Source organism: Pseudomonas ovata, from assembly GCF_003131185.1.
Lineage (GTDB): Bacteria > Pseudomonadota > Gammaproteobacteria > Pseudomonadales > Pseudomonadaceae > Aquipseudomonas > Aquipseudomonas ovata.
Map to the genome: position 1 here is coordinate 305,947 of NZ_QFFU01000003.1, position 26,059 is coordinate 332,005.

Annotated in this window: 26 protein-coding genes; 14 read left to right on the forward strand and 12 right to left on the reverse strand. The window is 63.4% G+C overall.

Going from position 1 to position 26,059, the window contains the following annotated elements; all coding sequences use genetic code 11:
- Positions 1–56 precede the first annotated feature (56 nt).
- Together DGA31_RS06805 and DGA31_RS06810 are read right to left on the reverse strand one after the other, a co-directional pair.
- A complete protein-coding gene (locus tag DGA31_RS06805) occupies positions 57–1,130 on the reverse strand; it encodes an AI-2E family transporter (RefSeq protein ID WP_056838164.1) in 1,074 nt (357 codons plus the stop codon).
- A 37-nt stretch (positions 1,131–1,167) separates the two neighbouring features.
- Positions 1,168–2,226: a DUF2066 domain-containing protein gene (locus DGA31_RS06810; protein ID WP_109512017.1), complete on the reverse strand. Its 1,059-nt coding sequence runs from the start codon at positions 2,224–2,226 to the stop codon at positions 1,168–1,170.
- A 287-nt stretch (positions 2,227–2,513) separates the two neighbouring features.
- On the opposite strand from DGA31_RS06810, the gene purM reads away from it, so the two are divergent.
- The 4 genes from purM (at position 2,514) to DGA31_RS06830 (ending at position 5,403) form a co-directional block, all read left to right on the forward strand.
- On the forward strand, positions 2,514–3,572 hold the full coding sequence (purM, locus tag DGA31_RS06815; protein WP_056839050.1) for a phosphoribosylformylglycinamidine cyclo-ligase: 1,059 nt from the start codon (positions 2,514–2,516) through the stop codon (positions 3,570–3,572).
- Positions 3,572–4,234 carry a phosphoribosylglycinamide formyltransferase gene (purN, locus tag DGA31_RS06820; RefSeq protein WP_109512018.1) on the forward strand — a complete coding sequence of 221 codons (663 nt, stop codon included), beginning with the start codon at positions 3,572–3,574 and terminating at the stop codon, positions 4,232–4,234. The genes purM and purN overlap by 1 nt, the downstream gene beginning before the upstream one ends.
- Before the next feature lie 8 nt (positions 4,235–4,242).
- A complete protein-coding gene (locus DGA31_RS06825; RefSeq protein ID WP_109512019.1) occupies positions 4,243–4,956 on the forward strand; it encodes a DUF3108 domain-containing protein in 714 nt (237 codons plus the stop codon).
- A 267-nt stretch (positions 4,957–5,223) separates the two neighbouring features.
- The gene (locus DGA31_RS06830) at positions 5,224–5,403 is read left to right on the forward strand and encodes a DUF3110 domain-containing protein (RefSeq protein ID WP_056838156.1); all 180 of its coding nucleotides are present in this window, start codon (positions 5,224–5,226) and stop codon (positions 5,401–5,403) included.
- 72 nt (positions 5,404–5,475) lie between these two features.
- Here DGA31_RS06830 and DGA31_RS06835 read toward each other — a convergent pair whose 3' ends face one another.
- The 5 genes from DGA31_RS06835 to cysM all read right to left on the reverse strand — a co-directional run bounded on the left by DGA31_RS06835 (position 5,476) and on the right by cysM (position 11,671).
- Entirely contained in the window at positions 5,476–6,015 is a 540-nt protein-coding gene (locus tag DGA31_RS06835) for a DUF2058 domain-containing protein (protein ID WP_056838154.1), read from the reverse strand.
- A gap of 11 nt (positions 6,016–6,026) precedes the next feature.
- On the reverse strand, positions 6,027–6,878 hold the full coding sequence (gene mazG / locus DGA31_RS06840; RefSeq protein ID WP_109512020.1) for a nucleoside triphosphate pyrophosphohydrolase: 852 nt from the start codon (positions 6,876–6,878) through the stop codon (positions 6,027–6,029).
- A 139-nt stretch (positions 6,879–7,017) separates the two neighbouring features.
- Positions 7,018–9,258 (reverse strand): GTP diphosphokinase, encoded by a 2,241-nt coding sequence (gene relA / locus DGA31_RS06845; RefSeq protein ID WP_109512021.1) that lies wholly within the window; start codon positions 9,256–9,258, stop codon positions 7,018–7,020.
- A 155-nt stretch (positions 9,259–9,413) separates the two neighbouring features.
- A complete protein-coding gene (gene rlmD / locus DGA31_RS06850) occupies positions 9,414–10,769 on the reverse strand; it encodes a 23S rRNA (uracil(1939)-C(5))-methyltransferase RlmD (protein ID WP_109512022.1) in 1,356 nt (451 codons plus the stop codon).
- Complete coding sequence (gene cysM / locus DGA31_RS06855) at positions 10,769–11,671, reverse strand: cysteine synthase CysM (protein ID WP_056838145.1); 903 nt, start codon at positions 11,669–11,671, stop codon at positions 10,769–10,771. The genes rlmD and cysM overlap by 1 nt, the downstream gene beginning before the upstream one ends.
- Before the next feature lie 241 nt (positions 11,672–11,912).
- Here cysM and DGA31_RS06860 point away from each other — a divergent pair, with 241 nt between their 5' ends.
- The 3 genes from DGA31_RS06860 (at position 11,913) to DGA31_RS06870 (ending at position 15,576) form a co-directional block, all read left to right on the forward strand.
- Positions 11,913–14,666 (forward strand): ATP-binding protein, encoded by a 2,754-nt coding sequence (locus DGA31_RS06860; protein WP_109512057.1) that lies wholly within the window; start codon positions 11,913–11,915, stop codon positions 14,664–14,666.
- A gap of 71 nt (positions 14,667–14,737) precedes the next feature.
- Positions 14,738–15,175 (forward strand): hypothetical protein, encoded by a 438-nt coding sequence (locus DGA31_RS06865; protein ID WP_109512023.1) that lies wholly within the window; start codon positions 14,738–14,740, stop codon positions 15,173–15,175.
- Positions 15,172–15,576 (forward strand): META domain-containing protein, encoded by a 405-nt coding sequence (locus tag DGA31_RS06870; RefSeq protein ID WP_056838141.1) that lies wholly within the window; start codon positions 15,172–15,174, stop codon positions 15,574–15,576. Before DGA31_RS06865 ends, DGA31_RS06870 begins: the two co-directional genes overlap by 4 nt.
- Positions 15,577–15,579: 3 nt before the next feature.
- Here DGA31_RS06870 and DGA31_RS06875 read toward each other — a convergent pair whose 3' ends face one another.
- Positions 15,580–16,041 (reverse strand): TlpA disulfide reductase family protein, encoded by a 462-nt coding sequence (locus DGA31_RS06875; RefSeq protein ID WP_109512024.1) that lies wholly within the window; start codon positions 16,039–16,041, stop codon positions 15,580–15,582.
- Between the two features lie 126 nt (positions 16,042–16,167).
- Here DGA31_RS06875 and arsC point away from each other — a divergent pair, with 126 nt between their 5' ends.
- From arsC to DGA31_RS06890, 3 genes are all read left to right on the forward strand, one after another.
- Positions 16,168–16,521, forward strand: a complete 354-nt coding sequence (gene arsC / locus DGA31_RS06880; protein ID WP_056838138.1) for an arsenate reductase (glutaredoxin) — start codon at positions 16,168–16,170, stop codon at positions 16,519–16,521.
- The gene (wrbA, locus tag DGA31_RS06885; RefSeq protein ID WP_056838136.1) at positions 16,518–17,123 is read left to right on the forward strand and encodes an NAD(P)H:quinone oxidoreductase; all 606 of its coding nucleotides are present in this window, start codon (positions 16,518–16,520) and stop codon (positions 17,121–17,123) included. Before arsC ends, wrbA begins: the two co-directional genes overlap by 4 nt.
- Before the next feature lie 258 nt (positions 17,124–17,381).
- Entirely contained in the window at positions 17,382–18,053 is a 672-nt protein-coding gene (locus DGA31_RS06890) for a DNA-3-methyladenine glycosylase I (protein ID WP_056838134.1), read from the forward strand.
- On the opposite strand, the gene ttcA is transcribed toward DGA31_RS06890, so the two are convergent.
- Complete coding sequence (ttcA, locus tag DGA31_RS06895; RefSeq protein ID WP_109512025.1) at positions 18,047–18,874, reverse strand: tRNA 2-thiocytidine(32) synthetase TtcA; 828 nt, start codon at positions 18,872–18,874, stop codon at positions 18,047–18,049. The two genes, DGA31_RS06890 and ttcA, sit on opposite strands and share 7 nt — an antisense overlap.
- A gap of 315 nt (positions 18,875–19,189) precedes the next feature.
- Between ttcA and DGA31_RS06900 the strand changes: the two genes are divergently transcribed.
- Together DGA31_RS06900 and DGA31_RS06905 are read left to right on the forward strand one after the other, a co-directional pair.
- A complete protein-coding gene (locus tag DGA31_RS06900) occupies positions 19,190–19,789 on the forward strand; it encodes a Yip1 family protein (RefSeq protein ID WP_109512026.1) in 600 nt (199 codons plus the stop codon).
- Between the two features lie 101 nt (positions 19,790–19,890).
- Positions 19,891–20,385 carry a SprT family zinc-dependent metalloprotease gene (locus DGA31_RS06905; RefSeq protein ID WP_056838128.1) on the forward strand — a complete coding sequence of 165 codons (495 nt, stop codon included), beginning with the start codon at positions 19,891–19,893 and terminating at the stop codon, positions 20,383–20,385.
- Between the two features lie 58 nt (positions 20,386–20,443).
- On the opposite strand, the gene DGA31_RS06910 is transcribed toward DGA31_RS06905, so the two are convergent.
- The 3 genes from DGA31_RS06910 to DGA31_RS06920 form a co-directional block, all read right to left on the reverse strand.
- A complete protein-coding gene (locus tag DGA31_RS06910) occupies positions 20,444–21,790 on the reverse strand; it encodes a dicarboxylate/amino acid:cation symporter (protein WP_109512027.1) in 1,347 nt (448 codons plus the stop codon).
- A gap of 331 nt (positions 21,791–22,121) precedes the next feature.
- Positions 22,122–23,468, reverse strand: coding sequence for an ATP-binding protein (locus DGA31_RS06915; protein ID WP_056838124.1), 1,347 nt, complete (start codon positions 23,466–23,468; stop codon positions 22,122–22,124).
- Positions 23,465–24,142, reverse strand: coding sequence for a response regulator (locus tag DGA31_RS06920; RefSeq protein WP_056838122.1), 678 nt, complete (start codon positions 24,140–24,142; stop codon positions 23,465–23,467). The genes DGA31_RS06915 and DGA31_RS06920 overlap by 4 nt, the downstream gene beginning before the upstream one ends.
- Positions 24,143–24,381: 239 nt before the next feature.
- Here DGA31_RS06920 and DGA31_RS06925 point away from each other — a divergent pair, with 239 nt between their 5' ends.
- Both DGA31_RS06925 and DGA31_RS06930 read left to right on the forward strand, forming a co-directional pair.
- Positions 24,382–25,170 (forward strand): dienelactone hydrolase family protein, encoded by a 789-nt coding sequence (locus DGA31_RS06925; RefSeq protein ID WP_056838120.1) that lies wholly within the window; start codon positions 24,382–24,384, stop codon positions 25,168–25,170.
- Positions 25,171–25,339: 169 nt separating this feature from the next.
- Positions 25,340–26,059, forward strand: coding sequence for a 4'-phosphopantetheinyl transferase family protein (locus DGA31_RS06930; RefSeq protein ID WP_109512028.1), 720 nt, complete (start codon positions 25,340–25,342; stop codon positions 26,057–26,059).

Genomic DNA, 26,059 nt, shown 5'->3' on the forward strand with positions numbered 1-26,059 from the left:
TGCGACGCACCCCAAGGAAAATCAAAGGCTTGCAGGCGCGCCCAGTGCCAGTGCGCTCAAAGCTCCGGATCGCGCGTGCCGGCGTAGACATCCGACGCCTTGTATAGCGTATGAACATGACGCAACAGCACCATGATCACCGCAGCCACCGGCAGTGCCAGCAGGATGCCGGTAAAACCGAACAGTTCGCCACCGGCCAGGATCGCGAAAATCACCGCCACCGGGTGCAGGCCGATGCGATCGCCCACCAGCAACGGTGTCAGCACCATGCCTTCCAGTGCCTGGCCGACCATGAACACCGCCACGATGCCCAGCATCGGATACAGGTCACCTCCAAACTGGAACAGCCCGGCGATCAGCGCCGCGCCAATGCCGATCACAAAGCCCATATAAGGCACGATGGCCGCCAGCCCGGCGATCACACCGATCAGCAGGCCCAGTTCCAGGCCCACCAGCATCAGGCCGGCGGCGTAGATCACCCCCAGCGCCACCATCACCAGCAACTGACCGCGAATGAACGCGCCCAGCACCTCATGACACTCACCGGCCAGGCTGACGATGCGCGCCTCGCGCTGGCGCGGCAGCAGGCCATGGATCTTGCCCATCATCACGTCCCAGTCGCGCAACAGGTAGAAGCACACCACCGGGATCAGCACCAGGTTGGTCAGCCAGCCAATCAAGGCCAGGCTTGAAGCCGTGGCCTGCGACAGCACCAGGCTGACGACATCACCCGCTTCGCCGATGTGCCCGGACAGCGAAGTCTTGAGCTTGTCGAAACGCCAGAAGCCATCGGACAGGCCAAACTTGGCCTGGGCCCAGGGCAACGCTGTGTGCTGCAGCCAGTCGAGTATTTGCGGCGCCAGCTCGTAGAGGCGCATCAACTGACGGAACAGCATCGGCACCAGCACCAGCAGCAAGGCCATCAGCACCAGAGTGAACAAGCCGAACACCGCCACCACGCCCAATGTACGGGACAGGCCGAGTCGCTCCAGGCGATCGACCAGCGGGTCACCCATATAAGCCAGCAGCAATGCCACCAGAAACGGCATCAGAATGGTGTGCAGCACCCCCAGAAAGACCAGCAGCAACACCGCACCACCCAGCCAGAACCAACGCCGCGAATCCGTCATTTAATGCCTCTGCACCTGGAAAACATCATTTGCACCCTTACCAGCGAAAGTATAACTGGGGGGCATTGGCCGGCGCGGGCGCCGGTGCAGCGGTATCTGATGGTGATGCGGGCGCGTTTACCGGCCCGCTCGCCTGGACCGGCAGCGCCTCGCTGGCCGGGACTTCCTGCAAGCGGGCCAAGGCCAGTTGCGAACGGACCTGCTCGGCACTGGCACTGACGTCGAACGTCAACCGGTCGCCCTCGACCAGCGCCAGGCGCCCACCAAAGGGGTCGAGCAAGCGTTGCAGCTCGGCATAACGCTCCAGCGTCGAGCCCTGGAACTGCACCTGCAAGGCGCTGGCGACCGCGCCTGGCTTGATGGCAAAGCGCGGCGCCAGGCGCTCGCTGACTGCCAGCATCACGGCATCGGCCAAGGCTTCGACGCTCGCCCCGCCGGCCTTGCCCTGCTCCCGGGTATCGCCCAGCCACAGACGCCAGGTGCCTTGCCACTGCCCACTCTCTTCACGGGCATGCACGGCCAGGATCGCGTCGGTGCCGTAGCGCTCGGAAGCCTGCTTGATGTCAACGCCGTCCTTGTCGGCCAGGTGCTCGGCGGTGCCCACGCCCTGCTCGCCCAGGTCGGCCAGCGGCAGGTGCAAGGGCAGGCCGCGATGCTCGGCGGCGCGGCGCAGCGGTTCGGCGGCGCCCTGGCCGTCGCCAACCAGGTTGGAACCTTCGACGGAATCGATCAGCCACCAGCCCAGAATGCTGGGCCGGTTGCTGCCCCAGATCGGCAGCCCGGCCTGACGCAAGGCGCGGTCGGTGCTGGCCGGGTCGAAATCCACCAGCAGCTTCTCCGGCGGCCCCGCTTCATAGCCGTACTGGCTGATGATCTGTTGAGGGTTCTTGCGCACCTCGGCCAGCGGCGCCTTGGCATTGCCGGTCAGGCGCTGCACCAGGGTCTGCACCGCCGCCTGGGTGGCACGGTCGCGCTCGTCGGGCGCCTGGCTGGCCACCGGCTCACGCACTTGATAAAGGTTGGTCACGGTCTGCGCGAGCGTCGGCAGGCTTGCCAGGCTCAGGCAGCCAAGAAGAAGGTAGCTGGAAAGACGCATGGGGCAGTTCCCGAACGGAAGATGGCAGCAGTCAATACGAGGCTTGAGACAACAACAAAGCCTCAATCATTCACATCAAGGGCGTTATTGTACAGGTCGACGCCTTAACCGAACCTGAGCACCGGCACCACTCGGCCCCAAGGATGGCCCCGGCGCGGCAAGCCTGCTAAAATCGCGCGCCTTCACAGACCGAAAATGGCACCGACTCCGGTACGGCATGCATGCATGTGCAAAACCTGGGTGTCGCGGTCGATCCTCCGAATCCCCCTGAAGGCCTGGATTTTTTTATGAGCAAGCAACCCTCCATCAGCTACAAAGACGCCGGTGTAGACATCGACGCCGGTGAAGCATTGGTCCAACGCATCAAAGGCGTGGCCAAGCGGACCGCGCGCCCCGAGGTCATGGGCGGTCTGGGAGGTTTCGGCGCGCTTTGCGAAATCCCGGCCGGCTACAAACAGCCCGTGCTGGTTTCCGGCACCGACGGTGTAGGCACCAAGCTGCGCCTGGCGCTGAACCTGAACAAGCACGACACCATCGGCATCGACCTGGTGGCCATGTGCGTCAACGACCTGGTGGTCTGTGGCGCCGAGCCATTGTTCTTCCTCGACTACTACGCCACCGGCAAGCTCAATGTCGACACCGCCGCTCAGGTGGTGACCGGCATCGGCGCCGGCTGTGAACTGGCCGGCTGCTCGCTGGTGGGCGGCGAGACCGCCGAAATGCCCGGCATGTACGAAGGCGAAGACTACGACCTGGCCGGCTTCTGCGTCGGCGTGGTGGAAAAGGCCGAGATCATCGACGGCTCCAAAGTGGCCAGCGGTGACGCCCTGATCGCCCTGCCGTCGTCGGGCCCGCACTCCAACGGTTACTCGCTGATCCGCAAGATCATCGAAGTGGCCGGTGCCGACATCGAGAACATCCAGCTCGATGGCAAGCCGCTGACCGAACTGCTGATGGCCCCGACGCGCATCTACGTCAAGCCACTGCTCAAGCTGATCAAGGACACCGGCGCGGTCAAGGCCATGGCCCACATCACCGGTGGCGGCCTGCTGGACAACATCCCGCGCGTGCTGCCTGAAGGCGCCCAGGCCGTGGTCGACGTGGCCAGCTGGCAGCGTCCGGCGGTCTTCGACTGGCTGCAGCAGCAGGGCAACGTCGAAGAACACGAAATGCACCGCGTCCTGAACTGCGGCGTGGGCATGGTCATCTGTGTGGCCCAGGAGCACGTCGAGCAGGCGCTGAACGTACTGCGCGAGGCCGGCGAGCAGCCATGGGTGATCGGCCAGATCGCCACGGCCGCCGAAGGCGCGGCCCAGGTCGAGCTGAAAAACCTCAAGGCACATTGATGCCAGCGTCGAGTCCAGTGGCGCGCAATGTCGTGGTGTTGCTGTCCGGTAGCGGCAGCAACCTGCAAGCGATGATCGACCAGTTCAGTGAGGCCGGCAGCCCGGCGCGCATCGTCGCGGTGATTTCCAACCGCGCCGATGCCTTCGGCCTGCAACGGGCCAGGGACGCGGGTATCAGCACCCGTGTCCTGGACCACAAGGGTTTCGCGGGCCGCGAGGCCTTCGACGCCGCCCTGGCCGAACTGATCGACGGTTTCGCGCCGGACCTGGTCGTGCTGGCCGGGTTCATGCGCATCCTCAGTGGCGATTTCGTGCGCCACTACCAGGGTCGCCTGCTCAACATCCACCCCTCGCTGCTGCCCCTCTACAAGGGCTTGCACACGCATCAAAGGGCGCTGGAGGCTGGTGATACCGAGCATGGCTGCAGCGTGCACTTCGTCACCGAGGAACTCGATGGCGGACCGCTGGTCGTACAGTCGGTGGTTTCGGTAGAGTTGCACGACTCCCCTGAAACCCTGGCGCAGCGTGTCCATGCCCAGGAACACCGGATTTACCCATTGGCCATCCGCTGGTTCGTCGAAGACCGTCTGCGTCTTGACGAACAAGGCGCTTCCCTCGATGGCCAGTTGCTCCCGGCCAGCGGCCATCTGATTCGAAACTAGGAGATTCCATGCGTCGTGCCTTGCTCTTCGCTGCTGCTTTGCTTGCCCTGCCCGCCAGCCAGGCAGCCGAACTTCAGCCCTTCTCCGCCAGCTACACCGCCGACTGGAAGCAGCTGCCCATGAGCGGCACCGCCGAGCGCAGCCTGAAAGCCGGTGCCGATGGCGTCTGGAATCTCGATTTCAAGGCGTCGATGGTCATTGCCAGCCTGTCCGAGTCGAGCACTTTGAAGGTCGATAAAGATGTCATGGTGCCGCTGACCTACAACTTCGAACGCAGCGGCCTGGGCAAGTCCAAGAAGGTCGACCTGGTGTTCGACTGGTCGACCAAGTTCGTCACCGGCTCCGACCGCAGCGATGCCGTCAAACTGCCGATCAACCGCGGCGTGCTCGACAAGTCCACCTATCAACTGGCCTTGCAGCACGACGTGGCCGCCGGCAAGAAAAGCATGAGCTACCAGGTGGTCGACGGCGACGAACTGGACACCTATGACTTCCGCGTCCTGGGGTCTGAAAAGGTCAGCACCAAGGCCGGCCAGATCGATGCCATCAAGGTCGAGCGCGTGCGCGACCCGACGCAGAGCAAACGCACCACCGTGCTCTGGTTTGCCAAGGACTGGGATTACCTGCTGGTGCGCCTGCAACAGGTCGAAACCGACGGCAAGGAGTACAACATCATGCTCCAGGACGGTACGGTCAACGGTAAGACCGTCAAGGGCAGCTAAGCGCCAGGCCTGCGACAGCAAAAAGCCCCGGCTCGCGAGAACCGGGGCTTTTTTTCGCCGGCAAAAAGTGCCGGACGCTTACATGAAAAATGCTTCATGAAACATTAAGAAACAATCAAATCCTTATAAATCAATAGCTTGAATAATTTTCAGGATAGTTCAGCCACATATTGCCCTGCACAAGGGCTTTACTTAGGAAGCTAACAAAACCTATAAAGAAGGCCTGCGACAGATCGCCGCAGTTTCCAGATTCAGGAGCTGAACGACATGACTGTAAAAGTGACCGAGCGCGACGATGCCCACCTTTCCCATGAAACCGTAGCCCACGGCATTCACGTCTGGGACGTCTACCAGCAGGATCAACTGGTCGGCATGTTCCATGACGAGTCCGATGCCCAGCGCTACAAGGCCGAGCTCGAAGAACAGGAAAATCGCAGAGGCCACTGAGCCTGATCTCTTGAAAGACAAAACCCGCCTTGAGCGGGTTTTGTCTTTGCGTTGATCAGCCGATGAAGAGGCTTACCACATCAGGTCATCAGGGATCTGATAGGCCGCATACGGGTCGTCGGCATCCGGTGCTTCGGTCGGGGTATTGAGCAACACGATACGGCGCGGGTCGCGCTCCTGGATCTTCAGGGCCGGCTCGCGCGGGATGATCTCGTAGCCCCCACCATGGTGCACGATCGCCAGCGAGCCGCTGCTGAGCTTGTTGCGCACCAGCGCATTGACCGGGATGCGCTTGACCTTCTTGTCGTCGACAAAGTTGTAATAGTCTTCAGTGGTCAGCTTGGGAATGCGTGACACTTCGATCAGTTGCTTGACCTGCGCGGCACGGGCCTTGGCTTCGGCCTTTTCCTGCTGCTGGCGATTGAGCTCCTGGTCACGCCTGGCCTTTTCGGCCATCGCTTCCTGGGCGGCACGCTTTTGCGAGTCGTCGGCCTCGATCTGGCCCTTGTGCACCAGGCGCTGTTCTTTCTGCTTGGCTTTACCGGCCTGCTTGGCCTGCTTTTCGTTGACCAGACCTGCCTTGAGCAACTGGTCGCGTAGGGAAAGGCTCATTGTCTACTCGCTTATTCGATTTCACGCACCACACCACACAGGGATGGATGCTTTTCCTGTCGTTTGGCTTCGCCCCACAGGGCATCGAGTTCTTCCAGGCTGCACGCCTCAAGCGCACGGCCCTGATCACGCACCACCGCTTCGATGAAGCGAAAGCGCCGGTCGAACTTGCCGTTTGCCGAGCGTAGCGCAGTTTCGGGGTCGACTTTAAGGTGGCGCGCCAGATTCACCACTGAAAACAGCAAATCACCGATCTCATCGGCCATGTGCCCGGCATCGCCTTCGGCCATGGCCTCCAGCACTTCATCGAGTTCTTCGCGGACCTTGTCGACCACCGGCAAGGCGGCCGGCCAGTCAAACCCGACCTGCGCCGCGCGCTTTTGCAATTTGCCGGCCCGCGACAACGCCGGCAAGGCCACCGGCACATCGTCAAGCAACGACAACTGCTCCGGGGCATCGGCCTGCTCAGCGCGCTCCTGGGCCTTGATCTCGTCCCAGCGCCGACTGACCTCGCTTTCGCTCAGGCGCGGGGTTTCCAGCGGCGCATACAGCTCGCCGGTGGGAAACACATGTGGATGGCGGCGCAGCAACTTGCGGGTGATGCCGTCCACCACCGCATCGAACTCGAAGCGCCCTTCTTCCTTGGCCAACTGGGCGTAGAACACCACCTGAAACAACAGGTCGCCCAGCTCACCCTGAAGATGAGCAAAGTCGGACCGTTCGATGGTATCGGCCACTTCATAAGCCTCTTCCAGCGTATGCGGCACGATGCTGGCGTAGGTCTGCTTCAAGTCCCATGGGCACCCGTACTGCGGATCACGCAGCCGGGCCATGAGGTTCAACAGGTCTTGCAACTGATACATGGGGGATTTCCTGGCCGACGTAGGAGCGCGCTTGCCCGCGACAAGGTCCGCAAGGACCTTCCTACGATAGTGAGGCCACCATTTTTGCGAGCGCTAGCGCACTCGGTCGCGGTGGTCCGGCATTCCGGCAAGCGCGCTCCTACGATGTCTTGTTGCGTCGGGTTTCGATGATATTCGGCAACTGGGCAATTCGCCCCAGCAACCGGCCCAGGGCCTCAAGCCCTGGAATCTCGATGGTCAGCGACATCAGCGCGGTGTTGTCTTCCTTGTTCGAGCGGGTGTTGACCGCCAGCACGTTGATGCGCTCGTTGAGCAGCACCTGGGTGACGTCACGCAGCAGACCTGAACGGTCATAGGCACGAATGATGATGTCCACCGGGTAGGTGAGCACCGGCGCCGGCCCCCAACTGACCTGGATGATCCGTTCCGGCTCGCGGCCGCCCAGCTGCAGCACCGAGGCGCAGTCCTGACGGTGAATGGTCACGCCGCGTCCCTGGGTGATGTAGCCGACAATCGCGTCGCCCGGCACCGGCTGGCAGCAGCCGGCGATCTGCGTCATCAGGTTGCCGACGCCCTGGATCTGGATGTCGCCGCGCTTGCCAGGACGGTAGCCGGTGGCCTTGCGCGGGATCAGCTCGACTTCGTTGAGGCGCTCCGGCTCGACCTGCTGTTGCGCCAGGTTGACCAGTTGCGTCAGGCGCAGATCGCCCGCACCCAAGGCCGCGAACAGGTCCTCGGCGGTCTTGTAGTTGGCTTTTTCGGCCAGCTTGTCGAAGTCGACCTGGCCCAGCGCCACACGCGCCAGCTCGCGTTCGAGCAGGGTCTTGCCGGCAGCGACGTTCTGGTCGCGTGCCTGCAGCTTGAACCAGTGGACGATCTTGGCCCGTGCCCGTGAAGTGGTGATGTAGCCCAGGTTGGAGTTCAGCCAGTCGCGGCTCGGCGTGCCGTGCTTGCTGGTGATGATCTCGACCTGCTCACCGGTCTGCAGGCTGTAGTTGAGCGGCACGATGCGCCCGTTGATCTTGGCGCCCCGGCAGTTGTGGCCGATCTCGGTGTGCACCCGGTAGGCAAAGTCCAGCGGCGTCGCCCCCTTGGGCAGGTCGATGGCGTGGCCGTCCGGGGTGAACACGTAGACGCGGTCGGGTTCGATGTCGACCCGCAGCTGTTCGGCCAGGCCACCGATATCGCCCAGTTCTTCGTGCCATTCCAGCACCTGGCGCAGCCACGAGATTTTCTCTTCGTAGTGGTTGGAGCCGGACTTGACGTCGGTGCCCTTGTAGCGCCAGTGCGCACACACCCCCAGCTCGGCCTCTTCGTGCATGGCGTGGGTGCGGATCTGCACTTCCAGTACCTTGCCTTCCGGGCCGATGACGGCGGTGTGCAGCGAGCGATAGCCATTTTCCTTGGGGTTGGCGATGTAGTCGTCGAACTCCTTGGGAATGTGCCGCCACAAGGTATGCACGATGCCCAGCGCGGTGTAGCAGTCGCGCATTTCCGGCACCAGCACGCGCACAGCGCGCACGTCGTAGATCTGGCTGAAGGCCAGGCCCTTGCGCTGCATCTTGCGCCAGATCGAATAGATGTGTTTGGCCCGGCCGCTGATGTCGGCCTTGACGCCGGTGGCTTGCAGCTCGTTGTCGAGCTGGCTCATCACATCATTGATGAAGCGCTCGCGGTCCAGGCGCCGCTCGTGCAGCAGCTTGGCGATCTGCTTGTACTGCTCGGGCTCCAGGTAGCGGAAAGACAGGTCTTCCAGCTCCCATTTGATATGGCCGATGCCCAGGCGATGCGCCAGCGGCGCATAGATGTCGAAGACTTCACGGGCGACGCGGTTGCGCTTTTCTTCGTCGGTGTTCTTTACCGCCCGGATGGCGCAGGTGCGCTCGGCCAGCTTGATCAGCGCCACACGCACGTCGTCGACCATGGCCACGAGCATCTTGCGCAGGTTCTCGACCTGGGTCTGGCTGCCCAGCACCAGCGACTGGCGCGGGCTGAGGCTGGCGCTGATGGCGGCCATGCGCAGCACGCCGTCGATCAGCTTGGCCACGGTCGCACCAAAGCGCTCTTCGACCTGCGCCAGCGGGATGACCCCTTCGCGCACGCCGCGATAGATGACCGCCGCGATCAGGGTGTCCTGGTCGAGCTTGAGGTCCGCCAGAATTTCGGCGATTTCCAGTCCCGTCTGGGAGCTGGACGTGCCATCCGCCCAATCGTTGGTGGTGGCCTTGTTCTGCTGCTCGGCTTGCCGGGCGAATTCGCAGGCCGCTTTCATGGCCTCGCGATCCAGAATCAGATCGACGCTGACGATATGATCGAGCCATGCGTCGAGATTGATACTGCCGTCAGTGTTGACCGGCTGGTGTGCTCTCACCTGTACCATGCATTACCTTCCCTACGGCGCGATGAATAGCGCCGACAGTCGCCTGCCTTCTTGCGCGAATGCCACTTGCGGGGCCCACAAGCACCGGCATTCGCGGGCCGGTCGGATTAAACGAGATTCCCTGTCAGTACCGGCTCGATCCTCTGAACCGTTGCTCACTCACTCATTTCGAATAAAGCCATCGCCTCGACATGCGCCGTCTGCGGAAACATGTCGAGAATTCCGGCGCGTTTTAACCGGTAGCCCTGCCTGACCAGCTCGACCGTGTCGCGGGCCAGGGTTGCCGGGTTACATGACACATATAACAGGCGCCGCGCGCCTGACTGGCCGATCTGGCGCACCACATCAAAGGCGCCATCGCGCGGTGGGTCCAAGAGTACCGCAGAACACCCGTCTACAGCGCCCTCTGCCACCGCCTGCGAGCCGGAAAGATCGGCCTGGCGGAACGTGACGTTGGCCAGCCTGTTGGCCTGGGCATTGAGGGCGGCGCGCTCGACCATCGTCTGCACGCCCTCGATGGCCAGCACTTCACGCACCTGGCCGGCCAGCGGCAAGGCAAAGTTGCCCAGCCCGCAGAACAGGTCCATGACCCGCTCATGAGGCTGCGGCGCCAGCCAGTCCAGCGCCTGTTCGATCATCAACGTGTTGACCTGCGCGTTGACCTGGATGAAATCGCCGGGGCGCCAGGCCAGGCTCAGGTTCCAGGGCTCAAGCCGATAGCCCAGCGCCTGCGTCGGGTCGACCGGGTATGGCTCGCCGTCACCGTGCAGCCAGAGCTGCGCCTGATGCGCCTTGCAAAAGTCATGCAGGATGCCCAGGTCGGCCTCGGCCAGGGGTGCGGTATGACGCAGCAACAGGGCGCGCGAGGTGCCGCTGAACAGCTCGACATGCCCCAGTGCCTGGGGTTTGCCAAGACGCGCGAGCAAGGCCGGCAGTTGCGCCATCATCGGTTGCAGCTCAGGCACCAGCACCGGGCAATGACCGATGGTGACAATATCCTGACTGGCTGCCGCCCGAAAACCGACGTCCAGCCGTCGCGCCTTCTGGTCCCAGCGCACCGCCACCCGCGCCCGGCGCCGGTAACCCAGCTCGGGGCCGACCAGGGGCGCCGACCATTGCTCGGGCGCTACACCGGCCACGCGCTGCAGCTGCTCGGCCAGCATCTCCTGCTTGAGCGCCAGTTGCTGGGCGTGGGGCATGTGCTGCACGCTGCACCCGCCGCAGCGGCCGAAATACTCACAGGCCGCCGGCCGACGCGACTCGCAGGCCTTGAAGACCCGCTCGGTGCGCGCCTCGACCACCTTGCCCCGGGCATTGAGCACCCGCGCCTCGACGTCTTCGCCGGCCAGGCTGCCGGTGACAAACCAGGTGCGGCCTTCGACGAAGCCGATCCCGCGGCCATCACTGGCCAGGCGCTCGATGACCAGGCGCTGCTTCTTGCCGACCGGCACCTGAGTGTTTTTCACCCCGCCGGCAGGCTGGAAGCGCAGCCCTCGTTCGTGTTTGGCCATCAGTTGGGGGCGTCGTAGACGCCGGTCGACAGGTAGCGGTCGCCGCGGTCACAGATAATGGCGACGATCACGGCGTTCTCGACTTCACGCGACAGGCGCAGCATGCCGGCCACGGCACCGCCGGAGGACACGCCGCAGAAAATGCCTTCTTCGCGTGCCAGGCGACGCATCACATCCTCGGCCTCGGCCTGGCCCATGTCGATGATCCGGTCGACGCGATCGGACTCATAGATACGCGGCAGGTACTCTTCGGGCCAGCGGCGGATACCGGGGATGGCAGCACCTTCCATCGGTTGCAGACCGACGATCTGCACCGCCGGGTTCTGCTCCTTGAGGTAGCGCGAGGTGCCCATGATGGTGCCGGTGGTGCCCATCGAGCTGACGAAATGAGTAATGGTGCCAGCGGTCTGCTGCCAGATTTCCGGGCCGGTGCTGGTGTAGTGCGCCTGCGGGTTGTCACCGTTGGCGAACTGGTCCAGTACCTTGCCGCGGCCTTCGGCCTGCATGCGTTCGGCCAGGTCGCGGGCACCTTCCATGCCCTCCTCCTTGCTGACCAGGATCAGCTCGGCGCCATAGGCGGTCATGGCGGCCTTGCGCTCGGCACTGGAGTTGTCCGGCATGATCAGGATCATCCGGTAACCCTTGATGGCCGCAGCCATCGCCAGGGCGATGCCGGTGTTGCCGGAGGTCGCCTCGATCAGCGTATCGCCGGGCTGGATCTGGCCGCGCCCTTCGGCACGGGTGATCATCGACAGCGCCGGGCGGTCCTTGACCGAGCCTGCGGGGTTATTACCTTCAAGCTTCAACAGGAGGGTATTGCGGGTGTCGCCACCGATACGCTGCAGGCGCACCAGTGGTGTGTTGCCGATGCAATCGGCAATGGTTTGATACTGCAGGGTCATGGCGTATTCGCAATCCAGACTGCGGGGGTGCCTATCATAACGGCAAACGCCCAAAGCCCATATCACGCAAAGTGAGGCACTTATCACTAAAAAGAATAAGTCACTGTCGGCTTTGTCGTACGCCCGGCGCGCTGTCCGGCCCGCCAAGGCTGTAACATGCGTCCATTGAATGACTACACTGCCTGTGCCGTATGTCTGTTTCCGACAGCGTGCCCACCTGACCTGCCGCCGGAGAATGCATGTGCTGACCAAGCTGGGTATCAAGAGCCGGGTGCTGTTACTGACCATCCTGCCCACCAGCCTCATGGCGCTGGTGCTGGGCGGCTACTTCACCTGGATGCAACTCTACGAATTGCAAAACCAGCTACTGACCCGGGGCGAGATGATCACCCGGCAACTGGTGCCGCTGGCCGCACCGGCGCTGGGCCATGCCGACAAGGCCGTGCTCAACCGCATCGCCACCCAGACCCTGGAAGAGGACGACGTGCGCTCGGTGACCTTCCTGGACGCCGAACGCAACGTACTGGCCCATGCCGGCCCCAGCATGCTCAACCCGGCCCCCACCGGCCAGGGCCCGCAACTGGTCAACAGCACCGGCAGTGACGCCACCCGCTACCTGCTGCCGGTGTTCGGCAACCAGCGGCACCTGACCGGTGCCGTCATTGCCAATGAAGCTGATCGCCTGCTGGGCTGGGTCGAGCTTGAAATCACCCACAACGGCACCCTGCTGCGTGGCTACCGCAGCCTGTTCGCCAGCCTGCTGCTGATCCTGACGGGCCTGGCGATAACCGCCGCCCTGGCGCTGCGCATGAGCCGCAGCATCAATCAGCCGCTGGGACGCATCAAGCAGGCGGTCAGCCAGCTCAAGGAAGGCCACCTGCAAACCCGCCTGCCACCGCTGGGCAGCCAGGAGCTGGACGAGCTGGCATCCGGCATCAACCGCATGGCCTCGACCTTGCAGAATGCCCAGGAAGAACTGCAGAACAGCATCGACCAGGCCACCGAAGACGTGCGCCAGAACCTTGAGACCATCGAGATCCAGAACATCGAGCTGGACCTGGCGCGCAAGGAGGCGCTGGAGGCCAGCCGCATCAAGTCGGAGTTTCTGGCCAACATGAGCCATGAAATCCGTACGCCGCTCAATGGCATTCTGGGCTTTACCCATTTGTTGCAGAAAAGCGAGCTGACCCCGCGCCAGAACGACTACCTCAACACCATCGAGAAGTCCGCCGACAACCTGTTGAGCATTATCAACGAAATCCTCGACTTCTCGAAGATCGAGGCCGGCAAGCTGGTGCTCGACAGCATTCCGTTCAACCTGCGCGACCTGTTGCAGGACACCCTGACCATCCTCGCCCCCGCCGCTCATGCCAAGGAACTCGAACTGGTCAGCCTGGTGTACCGCGACACGCCGCTGGCGCTGACCGGCGACCCGCTGCGGCTCAAGCAGATCCTGACCAATCTGGTCAGCAACGCGATCAAGTTCACCCGCGAAGGCACCATCGTCGCCCGCGCCATGGTCGAGGAAGAAACCGAAGACAGCGCGCAACTGCGCATCAGCGTGCAGGACACCGGCATCGGCCTGTCCAGCCAGGACGTGCGGGCGTTGTTCCAGGCCTTCAGCCAGGCCGACAATTCACTGTCGCGCCAGCCCGGGGGCACCGGGCTGGGGCTGGTGATTTCCAAGCGTCTGATCGAGCAGATGGGCGGCGAGATCGGCGTCGACAGCACGCCAGGGGTCGGCTCGGAATTCTGGATCAGCCTGAAGCTGCCCAAGGCCCGCGACGACACCGAAGATCAGGCTCACCATCCGTTGCAAGGGGTGCGCGTGGCTGTGCTGGAGCGTCATGAACTGGCCCGCCAGGCGCTGGAGCACCAACTGGAAGACTGCGGGCTGGAGCCTGTGACCTTCAAGAACCTGGAAAGCCTGATCAACGGTGTGACCGTGGCCCACCAGACCCAGACCGCGTTCGAGTTGGCGGTGCTGGGCGTGACCCGTTACGACATTCCGCCCGAACGACTGCGCCAGCATATCTGGGACCTGGAAAACCTCGGCTGCAAGGTGCTGGTGCTGTGCCCGACCACTGAGCAGTCGGTGTTCCAGGTCTCGGTGCCGGACGTCTATACCCAATTGCAGGCCAAGCCGGCGTGCAACCGCAAGCTGCACCGGGCCTTGTCGGAACTGATCACCCCCAAGGTGGTGCGCGCCGACACCAGCGTGCCGCTGCCCAGCCGGGCGCCGCGCATCCTGTGCGTGGACGACAACCCGGCCAACCTGCTGCTGGTGCAGACCCTGCTGGAAGACCTGGGCGGCATTGTGGTCGCGGTCGACAGCGGGTATGCCGCCGTACAGGCGGTGCAGAACGACACCTTCGACCTGGTACTGATGGACGTGCAGATGCCCGGCATGGACGGGCGCCAGGCCACCGAGGCGATTCGCGACTGGGAGGCGGAGCGGCAAAGCAGCCCCATTCCCATCGTGGCCCTCACCGCCCATGCCATGGCCAACGAAAAACGCTCGCTGCTGCAAAGCGGCATGGACGACTACATGACCAAGCCGATCGGCGAGCGGCAACTGGCCCAGGTGGTGCTCAAGTGGACCGGGCTGGCGCTGCGCAGCGGGCAGCCGGAGAGCCCGGCCGAGGCCGCCGCCAGCCATCTGGGACCGCTGGTACTCGACCACGAGGAGGGCCTGCGCCTGGCGGCCGGCAAACCGGACCTGGCCGCCGACATGCTGGCCATGTTGCTGGCCTCACTGGATGCCGACCGCGAAGCCATCCGTGCTGCCCGCAGCGCCACCGACATCCAGGCGTTGATCGAGCGCATCCACCGCCTGCACGGCGCCACCCGCTACTGCGGCGTGCCGCAACTGCGCGCCGCCTGCCAGCGCGCCGAAACCCTGCTCAAGCAGGACGCCCCGCAGGCCGACCAGGCCCTCAACGACCTGGACAAGGCCATCGCCCGCCTGGCGGCCGAAGCGCGCGTCACGGCGTGACACAGCCGCTTGTGGCTTGTGGCTTGCCGCTGGCGTGCCCATGCTAAGATGGCGCGCATTTTGGAGGACCCATGGCCGAACACGATTTCCGTTACAGCATGCTCAACCCACAACACACCCTGACCGAATGCCGCACTTTGGCACCGGGCCGCTACCAGGTCACCGGCAACGGCGGCTCGATCCATGAAGGCGACCAGTTGCTGGTCACCCTCAAAGGCAGCAAGTCGCTGTACATGCGCCTGAACGTCGAGAAAGTCCGCCACCTGATCAACCCGCCCGGGCAATGGGTGGCGGTGGCCAAGGGGCCGGTGTTCGATGAACTGATCATCCATGAGTGGAAGGTCAACTGTGACAGCTGCAGCACCGAGCTGACCTTCGAGTTCTCGGTCGAGAGCAAGCTGGGCGCCAAGGCACAGAAACCGGCCGCCGCTGCCCGCATTGCCGAGCTGGGCTGGAAAGCCGAGGGCGACAAGCACTACTGCCGCCAATGCCAGGCGCAACCTTCATGAAACGCCTGGCCCTGACCGGCCTGGTCGGTGCGCTGCTGCTGGCCGGCTGCGCCAGGCAGCCTGTGGCGCAGATCGAACAGGACAAAAGCTATGTGCTGGAGTGGATCGGTGAACGCCCGCTGATCGACCGCAGCCACCTGACCATGACCCTGGGCCGTGATGGCCGGGCCTACGGCAATGCTGGCTGCAACCACTGGTTTGCGTCCTACAGCCTGCAAGGCCAGATGCTGACGTTCGACAAGGTGGGCAAGACCCGCAAGCTCTGCGTCGAAGCCGTCATGGAGCAGGAACAACGCTTCCTCGACGCCCTGCCCGGCACCCGGCGCTGGGACATCTCACCGATCCAGCAACTGCGGCTGTGGCCGGCCGAAGGCCAGCCGCTGCGGTTCTGGCCGGAATAGCGCCTATGGGCGCAGCGCCTTGAGCCGGTCCATGATGATCTCGGCGCTCTGCTCGCCCAGCAGTTGCTCGCGCATCTTGCCCTTGTCATCGATGATGTAGGTCACCGGCAGCGCCTCGGCCGGCGGCAGCTCAAAGCGCTCGGCCGGGTCCTGGGCCAGGACAGTGAACTTGATGCCCAGCGCCTCGGCGGCCTTTTTCAGCTCGTCACCTTGCAGGTTGTCGAAGTTGACCCCCAGCACCGTGACCTTATCGCCCTTGAGCTGCTCGTCCAGGGCATTGAATTCAGGGATTTCGGTCCGGCACGGACCACACCACTCGGCCCAGTAGTTGATCACCAGCCAGTGCTTGTCGATGCGCTCGCTGGCGACTTTCTGGCCATTCTGGTCAGTGCCCAGGTCTGCGCCGCACCCACTGAGCAACAGGCTGCCCACCAGTGCCATCACTGCTGCCAATCGCCTTGCCATCTGTCTTTTCCTCTTTTGACCTGACCGTACTTATATCGCGCAATGCAACCGTGGGCGACTGTCTATGTCGAACGGTTACATGGCGCAGGTAGAATACGCGCCACCTTGTATGGATGCGACCCGCCAATGACCGATCTGACGCTTTATCACAACCCGCGCTGCTCCAAATCCCGCGCCGCGCTTGAACTGCTGCAAGCCCGCGACCTGGCCCCGGAGGTTGTCCTCTACCTGCAGACACCGCCCGATGCCGCGCACTTGCGCCAGTTGCTCGACAAGCTGGGCATCCCGGCCCGGCAACTGCTGCGCAGTGGCGAAGACGAGTACAAGAGCCTGAACCTGGCTGACCCGTCCTTGAGCGACGCGCAATTGATCGACGCCATGGTCGCGCACCCCAAACTCATCGAGCGGCCGATCCTGGTCGTCGGCGACCGTGCCGTGATCGGCCGGCCACCGGAAAACATCCTGGAGCTGCTAGCGTGAGCACACCTTATATTCTGGTGCTGTTTTACAGCCGCAACGGTGCCACCGCCGAAATGGCCCGGCAGATCGCCCGCGGCATCGAACGGGGCGGCCTGGAAGCCCGACTGCGCACGGTGCCGGCCGTTTCGGCCGACTGCGAAGCCACCGCGCCGGCGATTCCCGACAGCGGCGCGCCGTATGCGACCCTGGACGACCTCAAGCACTGCCACGGCCTGGCGCTGGGCAGCCCGACCCGCTTCGGCAACATGGCTGCACCGCTCAAGTATTTTCTCGACGGCACCAGCAACCTGTGGCTGACCGGCGCCCTGGTCGGCAAGCCAGCGGGCGTGTTCACCTCCACCGCCAGCCTGCACGGCGGCCAGGAAACCACACTGCTGTCGATGCTGTTGCCCTTGCTGCACCACGGCATGCTGATCACCGGCCTGCCGTACAGCGAGTCGGCGCTGGTAGAAACCACCGGTGGCGGCACCCCGTATGGTGCCAGTCACCATGCCGGCGCCGATGGCAAGCGCGCGCTGGACAAACACGAAACCGACCTGTGCCGCGCCCTCGGCCAGCGCCTGGCCAACACCGCGCTGTTGCTCTCATCCAATACAAAATAACTGACTGATTTTATTGCCTATTGAATTCACCCGTAGGAGCGCGCTTGCCCGCGACCGAGTGCGTAGCGCTCGCAAAATGTGTGAAGCGATGCAATTTTTTGATGCAAACACATTCAAAATCTCGGAAACGCTGAAAATTTACGACTGCTGCGCACTCGGTCGCGGTGGTCCGGCATTCCGGCAAGCGCGACACCGCCGGTGTTCGCTGCACGGCAGCGCAGCGCCGGGCCTGCGGGTGATGCCCTACCAGGAGTTTCGATGCTCGATTACAAATGGCTTCACGAATACTGCCTTAACCGTTTCGGTTCGGCCAAGGCGCTGGAAGCCCAATTGCCGGTGCCGAAAACCACGCGCCAGTTGCTGGCAATCGGTGATGATCGCTACCTGTCGACCCTGGCGCTGCGGGTGTTCCGTGCCGGGCTCAAGCACAGCCTGGTGGACGCCAAGTGGCCAGCCTTCGAGCAGGTGTTCTTTGGCTTCGACCCGGAAAAGGTCGTGCTGATGGGCGCCGATCATCTGGAGCGGCTGATGCAGGATGCGCGCATCATCCGCCACTTGGGCAAGCTCAAGAGCGTGCCGCGCAATGCGCAGATGGTGCTGGACATTGCCCAGGAACATGGCAGTTTCGGGCAGTTCATCGCCCAGTGGCCGGTCGAGGACATCACCGGCCTGTGGCAGTACCTGCACAAGCACGGCAGCCAACTGGGCGGGCTGTCGGCGCCGCGCTTCTTGCGCATGGTCGGCAAGGACACTTTCGTGCCGAGCAACGATGTGGTGGCCGCGCTCAATGCCCAGGACATCGTCGACAAGGTGCCGGGCAGCAAACGCGACCAGGCCGCCGTGCAGGCCGCGTTCAACCAGTGGCAGGCCGAAAGCGGCCGGCCGCTGTGCCAGCTTTCAGCGATGCTGGCCTTTACCGTCAATCACTGAAGGTTGACCACATTGACGAAGCGCGAGGCCGCGCTTTCGTCCATGCGCAGGCTGGTGAAGTCGAACAGGTTGCGGTCGGCCAGTTGCGACGGCTGGACGTTCTGCAGGGCGCGGAAGATGCTTTCGGTGCGCCCGGGGGTCTTGCGCTCCCACTCCACCAGCATGTCCTTGACCACCTGGCGCTGCAGATTTTCCTGCGAGCCGCACAGGTTGCACGGAATGATCGGAAAGCCCTTGAAGTCCGAATAGGCCTGGATGTCCTTCTCATGGCAGTACGCCAGGGGGCGGATCACCACGTTGCGACCGTCATCGGAGCGCAGCTTGGGCGGCATGGCCTTGAGCGCGCCATTGAAGAACATATTGAGAAAGAAGGTCTCGACGATATCGTCGCGGTGATGACCCAGCGCCATCTTGGTCGCGCCGATTTCGTCGGCAAAGGTGTACAGCGTGCCACGACGCAGGCGCGAGCACAGCGAGCAGGTGGTCTTGCCTTCGGGAATCAGCTCCTTGACCACCGAGTAGGTGTCTTTCTCGACGATGTGGTACTCGATGCCCAGGCCGGCCAGGTACGCCGGCAGCACCTCCTCGGGAAAGCCGGGCTGCTTCTGGTCCATGTTCACCGCCACGATGTCGAACCTGATGGGCGCCACCTTCTGCAGGTGCATCAGCACATCGAGCATGGTGTAGCTGTCCTTGCCGCCGGACAGGCAGACCATGACCTTGTCGCCCTCCTCGATCATGTTGTAATCGCTCACCGCTTCGCCGGCCAGCCGACGCAGGCGTTTCTGCAGTTTGTTCTGATTGACTGAAAGAGTGCCCATGGTGCTGGTGGTATCCGCTGCAAGATGTCGACAAATGGCCTGGAGCGCAAGGTTCCGGCAAGACCGCTGAAAAGGCCGCCATTTTACCCATAACCTCGTCATCCTTGAACATGCCATCGCCCTCGCTATTAGCCGTGCCGCGCACATTGCCAATCGCTCTAAGGGCATTCGTTCGCAGTGGGCGCCACTTTCTATACTCCCAGATGAGGCCCGCCGGCCGACCCCGGCCCCGCCTTTGTCCCGGCGGCGGTGATCCGCCAGTGCCCAAGCCCTTCGGGCCGGGATGTGTCTTGCACGCTGATTGGGAGTCAACCTGTGATCAATCATGTCTGGGGCCTGTTCACTCACCCCGAACGCGAGTGGCAGCAGATCCGCAAGGAAGACGAAAGCATTCGTCACATTTACCTCACCCACACCCTGCTGCTGGCGGCCATTGCGCCGTTGTGTGCCTATATCGGCACCACGCAGGTCGGCTGGACCCTCGACGAACGGACGCCGGTGCTGCTCACGCAAGTCAGTGCGCTGCGCATGGCCTTGCTGTCGTACCTGACCCTGCTGGCCGGGGTGGGCATCATGGGCGGCTTCATCCACTGGATGGCGCGCACCTATGGCGCCAGGCCGAGCCTGGCACGCTGCATCGCCTTTGCGACCTACACCGCCACGCCGCTGTTCATCGGCGGGCTGGCAGCCCTTTACCCACACCTGTGGCTGGGCGTGCTGGCCGGCGCAGCGGCCATCGGCTACACGGTGTACCTGCTGTACACCGGCTTGCCACTGTTCATGAATGTGTCGGCTGAAGAAGGCTTCATGTTCTCCAGTGCCATTCTCTCGGTCGGCCTGGTGGTGCTGGTGGCGATCATGGCCTTCACCGTCGTGCTGTGGGGGCTGGGCGCCGGCCCGCAGTACATCGGCTGAACCACAACAGCATCCGGTCGCCTGGGACGGGCAGGCGACCATCGGGTTTCCAGCCCGTGGGCGCCTTCGGCATAATGGACGCTTCTGGAGAGTTGTCACGCATGCCCGAGCTACTGAAGTCCCGAGTCGAAACCTGTTACCAGCAAGCCGAAGCGTTCTTCAAGCGCCCGTTCAAACGCCCCGTCGTCAGCTTCGAGCTGCGCGGCCAGAAGGCCGGTGTGGCGCACCTGCACGAGAACAAACTGCGTTTCAACCCCCAGCTGTACCAGGAAAACAGCGAGGACTTCCTGCGCCAGACCGTGCCGCACGAAGTGGCCCACCTGGTCGCCCACCAGTTGTTCGGTTCCGGCATCCAGCCCCACGGCCAGGAATGGCAACTGATCATGCGTGGCGTCTACCAACTGGCGCCCAACCGCTGCCACAGCTATACGGTGCAGCGGCGCCAGGCCACCCGCTACATCTACCTGTGCCCGTGCCCGGACAGCGACTTTGCCTTCACCGCGCAACGCCATCGGCTGGTGATGAAGGGCCGGCGCTACCTGTGCCGGCGCTGCAAACAGGCGCTGACCTTCAGCGGCCATGTCCGCGTCGAATAACGCCTTTGCCTGAAACGAAAAAACCCATCCGAAGATGGGTTTTTTCATGCCTCAAGCGTTAAACGACAGGCTTGGTGGTGCTCACCGGGGCCGGGCCTTCAGCCACGCCCAGGTCGTCTTCGTGACGGGTTTCAACGATGGAGGTACCACCGGAAGCCAGCTCGGACTGCAGCTTGTCGGTGTCCAGCTCGCCGACCCACTTGGCCACGACCACGGTGGCGACGGCGTTACCGACCAGGTTGGTCAGGGCGCGGGCTTCGGACATGAAGCGGTCGATACCCAGGATCAGCGCCAGACCGGCCACCGGCAGGTGACCTACGGCCGACAGGGTGGCCGCCAGGACGATGAAGCCGCTACCGGTCACGCCAGCAGCACCTTTGGAGGACAGCAGCAGCACCAGCAGCAGGGTGATCTGGTGGGTGATGTCCATCTGGGTGTTGGTCGCCTGAGCGATGAACACGGCCGCCATGGTCAGGTAGATCGAGGTGCCGTCGAGGTTGAACGAGTAACCGGTCGGAATGACCAGGCCGACAACCGACTTCTGTGCGCCCAGGCGCTCCATCTTGATCAGCATGCGTGGCAAGGCCGATTCCGAAGAGGACGTACCCAGCACGATCATCAGTTCTTCACGGATGTAGCGAACCAGTTTCAGGACGCTGAAACCATGTGCACGGCAGATCGCGCCCAGCACCAGCACCACGAACAGTACGCAGGTGATGTAGAAGCAGATCATCAACTGGCCCAGTTGCACCAGCGAGCTGACACCGTAGGCACCGATGGTGAAGGCCATGGCACCGAAAGCACCGATCGGGGCAAGCTTCATGATCATGTTGATGATGTTGAACATGACATGGGCGAAGCGATCGATGAAGTCCAGTACCGGACGACCGTAGGCACCCAGGCGATGCAGGGCGAAGCCGAAGATCACCGAGAACATCAGCACTTGCAGGATGTCACCGGTGGCGAAGGCACCGACGATGGTGTTCGGGATCACGTTGAGGATAAAGCCGACGATGCTCTGGTCCTTGCTCGCGGTCACATAAGCGGCGATCTTGGAGGCGTCCAGGGTGCTGACGTCGATGTTCATGCCGGCGCCCGGCTGAACCACGTTGACCACGATCAGGCCGATGATCAGGGCCAGGGTGGAGACGATTTCGAAGTACAGCAGCGCGTAGCCACCGGTCTTGCCGACCGATTTCATGTTCTGCATGCCGGCGATGCCGCTGACAACGGTACAGAAGATGATCGGAGCGATGACCATTTTGATCAGCTTGATGAAACCGTCACCCAGCGGCTTGAGGGCCTTGCCGGTGTCCGGATAGAAGTGACCGATCAGGATACCGATCACGATGGCCACGATGACCTGGAAGTACAGCGTTTTGTAGAAGGGCTGACGAGTCGTCATTGCAGTTATCCTCAAGGGCACGCCCGCACAGTTCATCTGATGCTGACGTTGCCTATAAAGCGCTAACCCTCCTGCACTGGAGGGATTTGTTTTGGTCGAGCTGCGCGTGGCAGGTCTCTGCAACCTGTATAGCAACACGCATGCCAGCCTGCGGAACTTTTCTGAAAGCCCCGCGTGGCAAGGGTTGTCCTTGTGACGATAGTCCTGATCGGGAAAAGCGAGTGGCGGATTTCCGCCTGATTGCAGGTAAATCCGCTGAGGCGTGGCGGGTATCCGCCGCGTATGCAGGGTGCTGGCCTGCAGTGGGCTGGCGACACCAGCCCCGCCCACCTCACTCGGCCATGAAGTGAATCCGGAACAACGCGCCGCCCAGGGGCGAGTCTTCCAGGGTCAGGTGAGCGTTATAGCTTTCGATGATGTCCTTGACCACGGCCAGACCAATGCCCTGCCCCGGATTCTGCCGGTCCAGACGCTCGCCACGCTGCAGGATGCGCGCACGCTGGTTGGGCGGCACCCCTGGGCCGTCGTCTTCGACGCACAGCTCATCGCCACCGGGACCACTGACAAAGCTGACCCGCACCTCGCCCAGGCACAGGCGATAGGCGTTTTCCAGCAGGTTGCCGAGCATTTCCATCAGCGCAGCTTCTTCCATCGGCACCTGGCCGTGATCGGGCAGGTCCAGGCTGACCCTGACGGTCTTGTCGCGGTACACCTTCTGCAAGGTGTTGCACAGGCTCTCGACCACCGGGCGCAGCTTGACGTGGTGACGCACCAGGCCGCTCTTGCGCAGGCTGGCACGTTGCAACTGATAGCCGATCTGCTGGCTCATGCGCTCGATCTGCGATTGCAGCACCCGCGCCTGCTCGACGTCCTCGGGGCGCTTGGCAATGTTCTCGCTCACGCCCTGCAGCACCGCCAGCGGGGTTTTCAGGCTGTGCGCCAGGTCACCCAACGAATCGCGGTAGCGGATACGCTGTTCGCGCTCGCTGCGCAACAGCCGGTTGAGCGAGTCGGTCAGGCGCAGCAACTCGCTGGGATGATCCTCGCCCAGGCTGTCGCGCACCCCGGCCTCGACCTGGTCCAGCTCCTTGCTGACCCCCTTGAGGGCGCGCAGTCCCCAGGTCAGCCCCAGCCACAACAGCCCCAGCAACACCACCAGCGCCGCACCGAAGCCCAGGTAAAGCTTCTTGCGCAAGCCGCCGACGGTTTCCTGATAACCACGCAAGGACTGCACGGCCACGATGCTGAACGCCACATTGCGACCGCCCAGCAGGCGGATCTCGACGTCATAGACAAAGAACTCCTCGCCCTCGGCATTCTTGATGCGGGTGAACTTGCTGCCCTGGCCGTCATAATACGGGTGATAGTTGATGTCTTCGGCCTCAGCGGCCAGCGAACGCCACACCAGTTGGCCCTGGCGGTTATAGATGTAACCCAGCAGGCGGCTGCCAGGCAGGTTGAACTGCTCGCCGGGCAACAGCGACGGCATCAGCAGATGGCCGCCCTCGACCCTGGCGGCGGAAATCAGCGTGGTCACATCCGAGGCCAGGCGCTGCTCGATGGCGCCGCGCAGGGCCATGCTGAACCCGCCTTGCAAGGCCGGCAGCATCAGCAGCATGAAAATCACGGCCAGGGTCGCTGCGCCCAGCATCAGGCGCAGGCGCAGCGAACGGATCATGTGCAGCGCTCAGTGAACAGATACCCCATGCCGCGCACGGTTTCGATGGGTTTGAAGGCGGCCGCCGCATCGAGCTTGCGGCGCAGCCGGCCGACCAGCACCTCGATGACGTTCGGGTCGCGCTCGTCGTCATCGGGGTACAACTGCTCCATGAGCCGCTCCTTGGGCACCACCTGCTGGTGATGCAGCATCAGGTACTCGAGAATCCGGTACTCATAGGCGGTCAGTGCCAGCGGCTGCTCCTGCAACGTGGCCTGCTTGCGGTTGAGGTCCAACAGCAAGGGCCCGGCAGTGATGGTCGACTGGATAAAGCCGCTGGAGCGGCGCAACAGGGCATTGAGCCGCGCTTCGAGCTCTTCGAACTGAAACGGCTTGACCACATAGTCGTCAGCGCCGGCGGCCAGGCCCTCGACCTTGTCCTGCCAGTTGCCACGGGCGGTCAGCACCAGGATCGGAAACGACTTGCCCAGCGCCCGCAACTGCCGGATCAGGTCCAGCCCGCCCAGCCCCGGCAGGCCCAGATCGATCACCGCCAGGTCGTGGTTGAACTGCCCGACCTGGTACAGCGCCTCTTCGGCATTGGCCACCGCCTCCACCACATGGCCCGCCTCGCCCAGGCGCGTGTGTAAATGGTGGCGCAGCAGCGCCTCGTCCTCGACCACCAACAACTTCATGCTCTCTCCCGGGCGTCCATGACCCCTTCAGGATGAAAAAACCGGCCATCGTTCAAGCCCGATGCGCAGGCGCTCATGATAACGACCTTCGGCGGCGGCGCCATACGCCCAACCGACATTGCCACGCTATGGCCCCACAGTAATGGCCAGGCCCTGAACTTCGACTGAACCTGCCGTGCATCGATACCCGCAAATCGGCTAGGCTTGGCCTTCCCAATGGTATTGAAAAGGATTCTCGCATGCGCGTCTTGATTGGATTGACCCTCATGGGCCTGGCCGGACTGGCCCAGGCTGCGATCAAGACCGAGCAGGTCAACTACAAGAGTGCCGACGGCACGCCGCTGGTGGCTTACTACGCCTACGACGATGCCATCAAGGGCCCGCGCCCGGGCGTGCTGGTGGTGCATGAATGGTGGGGGCTGAACGACTACGCCAAGCGCCGCGCCCGTGACCTGGCCGAACTGGGCTACAGCGCCATGGCCATCGACATGTACGGCGACGGCAAGAACACCGAACACCCCAAGGATGCCATGGCCTTCATGCAGGCGGCCCTCAAGGACAGCGATGCGGCCAACCAGCGCTTCGATGCGGGCCTTGAGCAACTGAAGAAACAACCGCAGACCCAGCCGGACAAGATCGCCGCCATCGGCTACTGCTTCGGCGGCAAGGTGGTGCTCGACGCCGCCCGTCGCGGCGAGCCCCTGGCCGGCGTGGTCAGCTTCCACGGTGCGCTGGCGGCCCAAAGCCCGGCCAGACCGGGCATCAAGGTGCCGCTGCTGGTCGAACACGGCGCCAGCGACAGCATGGTCACGGCCAAGGACGTCGCCGCGTTCAAGCAGGAAATGGACGCGGCCGGTGCCGACTATAAATTCGTCAGCCTCGAAGGCGCCAAGCATGGCTTCACCAACCCGGATGCCGACCGCCTGAGCCACGGCGACCATGGCGGCCCGGACATCGGCTACAACAAGGAAGCCGACCAGCGCTCGTGGGCCGACATGCAGGCGTTTTTCAAGAAAATCTTTGGTTGACCCCACACCTTGCCGTAGGAGCGCGCTCTGCCCGCGACCGGCTGCGTTAGCAGTCGTAAATTTGTGGCGTTTCATCTATCTCTGCGAGCGCTGCGCACTCGGTCGCGGGCAGAGCGCGCTCCTACGCCCCCTATACCAGACACCTGTTTAGCGATAGAACTTGCAGCCCATGACCTCATCCTTGCCCACCTGTTGCCCCGATCTCAAGCCGGACTGGCCTCTGCCCTATGCGCTTGAAGGGGTGGTATTAACAAGCGCGCATTTCGATCCCGGGCAACTGCTCCCTGAAGACTGGCAACGTTGCCAGATCGACCCGCCGGCCAGTATCCAGCGTTCGGTTGCCAAGCGTCAGACCGAGTTTCTCGCCGGGCGCCTGTGTGCCCGTGAAGCCCTGCGCCGGCTTGATGGCCGTGCCTGTGTGCCGGCCATCGGCGAAGACCGCGCGCCGGTCTGGCCAGCCGGTATCTGCGGCTCGATCACCCACAGCACCGGCTGGGCCGCCGCCATCGTTGCGCAGCAGGCGCACTGGCGCGGCCTGGGCCTGGACGCCGAACACCTGCTCGATGCCGAGCGTGCCCGGCGCCTGGCCGGCGAGATCCTCACCGCCGAGGAGCTGGCCCGCCTGCACAACCTGCCCGCCGAGCAGATCGCGCTGTGCGTCACCCTGACCTTCTCGATCAAGGAAGCGCTGTTCAAGGCGCTGTACCCGCTGGTGGGCAAGCGTTTCTATTTCGAGGACGCACATGTGCTGGAATGGTCCGCCGATGGTCAGGTACGCCTGGGCCTGCTCTGCGACCTGTCCGAGGAGTGGCACCACGGCAAGCAGTTGCAGGGCCAGTTCGGCCTGCACAACGACCACCTGCTGAGCCTGGTGGCCATTGCCCGCTGA